Here is a 5,576-nt window from a genome sequence, read left to right as displayed (position 1 = left end):
GATTTCGGGATCAGTTAAACGTTTTGCAACAAGATCATGCCCCTGTTCAATCAATTCTATTTCTGGGCAAACCCACGCTATGGCGGCAGTTCAGCAGGTTTTTCCGTAACTTGCAAAAAAAGAATTACGAATTACAAATTACGAATTACGGATTTGTGAATAGATAATAGCAGATGATCTTCGGATATTCTACCCACAAATCCGTAATTCGTAATTTGTAATTCGTAATTCTCTCCAAACAAAACACAATCTATGTCTTATACACCACAACATAAGGTTCGCATTGTAACAGCAGCAGCTTTATTCGACGGTCATGATGCGGCCATCAATATTATGCGGCGCATTATGCAGGCAAAAGGTGCCGAGGTAATTCACCTCGGGCATAACCGTTCTGCAGCGGAAATTGTAGACTGTGCCATCCAGGAAGATGCACAGGGAATAGCGGTCACCTCTTATCAGGGTGGGCACGTGGAGTTTTTCAAGTATATGTATGACCTGCTGCAGGAAAAAGGCTGTGGACACATCAAAATTTTTGGCGGCGGCGGCGGCACCATTCTGCCGGTAGAGATTGCAGAACTGCATGCTTACGGCATCGCGCGTCTCTACTCACCGGACGACGGCCGGCAAATGGGGCTGGAAGGCATGATTGAAGACCTCATCAGCCAGTGCGACATCGCCGTGAAACCACTTACAGAAGGTGGTAATGTGGAAGATATCCCGCAACTGAAAAAAGAGAAGAATCCGAAAATTATAGCCCGCTCTATCAGCCTCGCAGAAAACGATATGCCGGTAGCCCTGCTCAAAGGGCAGAAAACCAATACTGCCGTAACGGTAGACGATACTGCCACTGCACATATCACCCACACAGCAGCAGATCCCGAAAGATCTCCTGTACTGGGTATCACCGGTACCGGTGGCGCCGGTAAAAGCAGCGTGACCGATGAACTGGTACGTCGTTACCTCAATCATACCAATGATAAAACCGTAGCTGTTATTTCGGTCGATCCTTCTAAAAAGAAAACAGGGGGTGCTTTATTGGGTGACAGGATTCGTATGAACTCCATTCATCACCCACGCGCCTACATGCGCTCTCTGGCTACCCGTGAAAGCGATAAGGCCATCAGTGAGCATATACAGGAAGCCATCGATATTTGTAAACTGGCTGCTTTCGATTTTATCATCCTCGAAACATCCGGTATTGGCCAGAGCGATACCGCTATCACCGACTACTGCGATGTATCACTCTATGTGATGACACCGGAATATGGTGCGGCCTCCCAGCTGGAAAAAATTAACATGCTGGACTACGCCGACGTGATTGCCATCAACAAATTTGATAAAGCCGGTGCACTCGATGCTTTGCATGATGTGCGCAAACAATATAAACGCAACCATGGCCTTTGGGACGCAAAGGAAGATGCGTTGCCGGTAGTAGGTTCCATCGCTTCCCAATTCAATGATCCAGGCATTAACCTGTTGTTTGAAAGAGTAATGGAAAAAGTGGAAGAGAAAACCGGCGCCAGCTTTGGCCCTATGGCACATGAAAGCGTGAAATCTACTTCTACCAAATCACAGATCATTCCGCCGGCAAGGGTACGTTACCTCGCTGAAATAGCAGAAGCCATTGCGGATTACAGCAAGTGGACAGATGAGCAATGCAAAATCGCCACACAGTTGTACCAGGTAGAAGGCGTGATAGCTTTGCAACCGGCGCTCGCCGCCTCTCTGGCCGACATCAAAGCACACCTGGAAAAATCATTGCATCCGGAATGTAAAAAGCTGGTAGAAGAATGGCCTGCGCTGGTGAAAAAATATACCGCAGATTTTTACGAATTCCAGGTAAGAGATAAGGTGATTAAATTACCCCTGTATTCCGAAAGCCTCAGCCATAGCAGAATTCCTAAGGTTAGCTTACCTAAGTATAAAGATTGGGGCGATATTCTCCGCTGGCAGCTTACTGAAAATCTGCCGGGTGAATTTCCATACGCCGCCGGTGTTTTCCCACTGAAAAGAGAAGGAGAAGATCCGACCCGTATGTTTGCCGGAGAAGGCGGACCGGAAAGAACCAATAAACGTTTTCACTACGTATCGTTGGATCAGCCGGCAAAGCGCTTGTCTACTGCATTTGACAGCGTAACCCTATATGGGGAAGATCCTGCTGTAAGACCGGATATTTACGGTAAAGTAGGTAACTCCGGGGTGAGCATTGCTACCGTGGATGATGCTAAAAAATTATACAGTGGTTTTGATCTCTGCGATCCTAAAACATCTGTATCGATGACGATCAACGGCCCCGCACCCATACTGCTGGCATTTTTCATGAATGCTGCCATTGATCAGCAATGCGAAAAATATATCAAAGAAAATGGGCTGACCGAAAAGGTGACGGCACTGATAAAAACGAAATTCAAAGATCATCCGCTGCCTCATTATAGTGGCGATCTGCCAGCAGGTAACGACGGCCTCGGTCTTCAGCTGCTGGGTATTTCCGGCGAAGAAGTACTGGACCGTGACGTGTATGAAAAAATAAAAGCACATGCATTGAGTACGGTGCGTGGCACCGTGCAGGCAGATATCCTGAAAGAAGACCAGGCGCAGAATACCTGTATCTTCTCTACAGAATTTGCGCTTAAATTAATGGGTGATGTACAGGAGTATTTCATCACAGAAAAAGTACGCAATTTCTATTCGGTAAGTATTTCCGGGTATCATATCGCGGAAGCCGGCGCCAACCCTATTACACAGCTGGCGTTTACGCTCTCTAATGGTTTTACCTATGTAGAATACTACCTGAGCAGAGGCATGCACATCGATGATTTTGCGCCTAACCTGTCGTTCTTTTTCAGCAATGGAATGGACCCCGAATACGCGGTGATAGGCCGTGTAGCCCGTCGTATCTGGGCTAAAGCCATCAAGTATAAATACAAAGGAAACGATCGCTCCCAGAAACTGAAATATCATATTCAGACTTCCGGCCGCAGTTTGCATGCACAGGAAATTGATTTTAACGATATCCGCACTACACTGCAGGCATTGTACGCCATCTATGATAACTGTAACTCCCTGCACACCAATGCATACGATGAAGCCATTACTACGCCTACAGAAGAAAGCGTGAGAAGGGCTATGGCTATTCAGCTGATCATTAACCGGGAACTGGGAACCGCCAAAAATGAAAATCCGGTGCAAGGCGCCTTCTTCATTGAAGAGCTGACAGACCTGGTAGAAGAAGCGGTACTCAACGAATTTAATCGTATTACAGAACGCGGCGGTGTGTTAGGCGCCATGGAAAGGATGTATCAGCGTAATAAGATACAGGAAGAAAGCCTGTATTATGAGTCCCTGAAACATACCGGCGAATTCCCGATCGTAGGCGTAAATACTTTCCTGAATAAAAACGGTTCACCTACTATTATTCCGGCAGAAGTGATCCGTTCTACCACAGAAGAAAAAGAGTTCCAGATACATACGCTGGAAGCCTTCCAGGACAGGCATCAGCATAAGAGTGCTGCGGCACTGAAGCAGTTGCAGCAGGTGGCTGTTGGCAATGGCAATCTCTTTGCAGAATTGATGGAAACAGTGAAACACTGTTCTCTCGGACAGATTACCCATGCACTGTATGAAGTAGGTGGGCAATACCGGAGAAACATGTAACGGAGAGCGGAAAGCTGAAAGCTTAAAGCAAAAAGCTATTGAGGCGATTTTTTGTCTTGCTCAGGATTATACTGATTTTGATGATTTCCTTGATTTTTTTTCTTTGGGAGATGAAAATGATTTGGTAGATAATAGCGGGTATTCGCTTCTATCTGCCAAAATCATTTTCATCTTCTAAAATCATAAAAGTAAAATCAAGGAAATCATCAAAATCAGTATAATCCTGAGTAAGACAAAAAATCGCTTCAATAGCTTTTTGCTTTCAGCTTTCGACTTTCCGCTATAATTGCGGGAAACTTTTCTATTTTAGGGGTTCCTAAATTCAAAAAATGTTATGGTTGCAAGGAGAGATTTTCTTAAGAACAGCGCCCTGGTAGCAGGCGTTGTTGGGCTGGGACTGCCCAAAACAGTATTTGGCTGGAACGGATATACTTCCCAGCGCCCACCACTGGCAAAGCGGAAATTCACCAGCGAAGCCGTGGAGAAGACGATTGTGAAGGTGAAAGCGGAGATTGCCGATACCAAATTAGGCTGGTTGTTTGAAAACTGTTTTCCTAATACACTTGATACCACCGTTAATTTTAAAACAGAAAACGGCAGACCGGATACTTTCGTGATCACCGGCGACATCAATGCGATGTGGCTGCGCGATTCTTCTGCTCAGGTATGGCCTTATCTGCCACTGGTGAAGGAAGATGCGAAGCTGAAGGAAATGGTAGTGGGCGTTATTAACCGCCAGACAAAATGTATCCTCATCGATCCATATGCCAATGCTTTCAATGAAGGCCCAACCGGTAGTGAGTGGGATAAAGATCTGACGACCATGAAACCGGAACTGCATGAGCGCAAGTGGGAGATAGATTCTCTGTGCTACACCGTGCGGTTGTCTTACAACTATTGGAAAATAAGCGGCGACACCGCGCCTTTTGATGCGAAATATAAGCAGGCAGCCGGGTTGATCGTAAAAACATTTAAAGAGCAGCAACGTAAAGATGGCCATGGTCCATATAAATTCCAGCGTACTTCTCCGATACAATCGGATACGGTAGCCAATGGAGGCTGGGGTAACCCGATATCTCCGGTGGGTCTGATCGTATCTGTTTTCCGTCCTTCTGATGATGCGACAGTATTTCCTTTCCTGATTCCTTCCAACATGTTTGCCGTAGTATCCCTGCGTCAGATGGCGGAAATCAGCGAAACCATTTATAAAGATGCGGCCTTTGCAAAAGAATGTATTGCACTGGCAGATGAAGTAGACCGCGCCATCAAGGCATATGCCATCGTAGAGCATCCCAAATTGGGCATGATGTACGGTTTTGAAGTAGATGGCTTTGGTAATCGTTTATTCCTGGACGATACTAACGTACCCAGTCTCTTATCTATCCCATATCTGGGCTATACCGGCATTGATGACCCGCTATATCAGGCATCGCGCCACTTTGTTTGGAGCAACTTCCAGCCCTGGTTTTACAGAGGTAAATATGGCGATGGCGTAGGGAGTCCGCATACCGGCAATGACTACATCTGGCCAATGAGCGTTATCATACGGGCGTTGACCAGTAATGATAAAGAAGAAATAGCCACTTGTATTAAAAGCCTGCGTAATACTGACGGCGGTACTGGTTTCATTCATGAATCCTATCATAAGGATGATCCGACTAAATTTACCCGTCCATGGTTTGCCTGGGTGAATACCTTGTTCGGTGAACTGATCCTGAAAGTGAGTCAGGACCATCCGGACTTGCTGAAAAGACAATACGCATAAATAAATCCAGATAACTTTAATCAGGGATTTTGTGAGGTATGTTCAATAAATTGTGAACATAAATCATGAGATCCCTGATTTTTTATTAGCAAACCCGGTATTCTTAAATCAATAAACTAATGGTAGCAGCAAGTATTTACCAGCAACGGATAGATCA

Annotated in this window: 2 protein-coding genes; both read left to right on the top strand. The window is 45.7% G+C overall.

The window, feature by feature from the left end:
- Window positions 1-252: 252 nt before the first annotated feature.
- Window positions 253-3,654 (top strand): methylmalonyl-CoA mutase family protein, encoded by a 3,402-nt coding sequence (locus VIP81_RS04775; RefSeq protein WP_331957336.1) that lies wholly within the window; start codon window positions 253-255, stop codon window positions 3,652-3,654.
- A 334-nt stretch (window positions 3,655-3,988) separates the two neighbouring features.
- On the top strand, window positions 3,989-5,419 hold the full coding sequence (locus tag VIP81_RS04770; protein WP_331957335.1) for a glycoside hydrolase family 125 protein: 1,431 nt from the start codon (window positions 3,989-3,991) through the stop codon (window positions 5,417-5,419).
- The last annotated feature ends 157 nt before the right edge of the window (window positions 5,420-5,576 follow it).

This window comes from Chitinophaga sp., from assembly GCF_036566945.1.
Lineage (GTDB): Bacteria > Bacteroidota > Bacteroidia > Chitinophagales > Chitinophagaceae > Chitinophaga.
This window is presented reverse-complemented; position numbering and strand designations above follow the sequence as displayed.

Coding starts and splice junctions, on each gene's coding strand:
- VIP81_RS04775 (WP_331957336.1), top strand. CDS start 253: ATGTCTTATACACCACAACATAAGGTTCGCATTGTAACAGCAGCAGCT.
- VIP81_RS04770 (WP_331957335.1), top strand. CDS start 3,989: ATGGTTGCAAGGAGAGATTTTCTTAAGAACAGCGCCCTGGTAGCAGGC.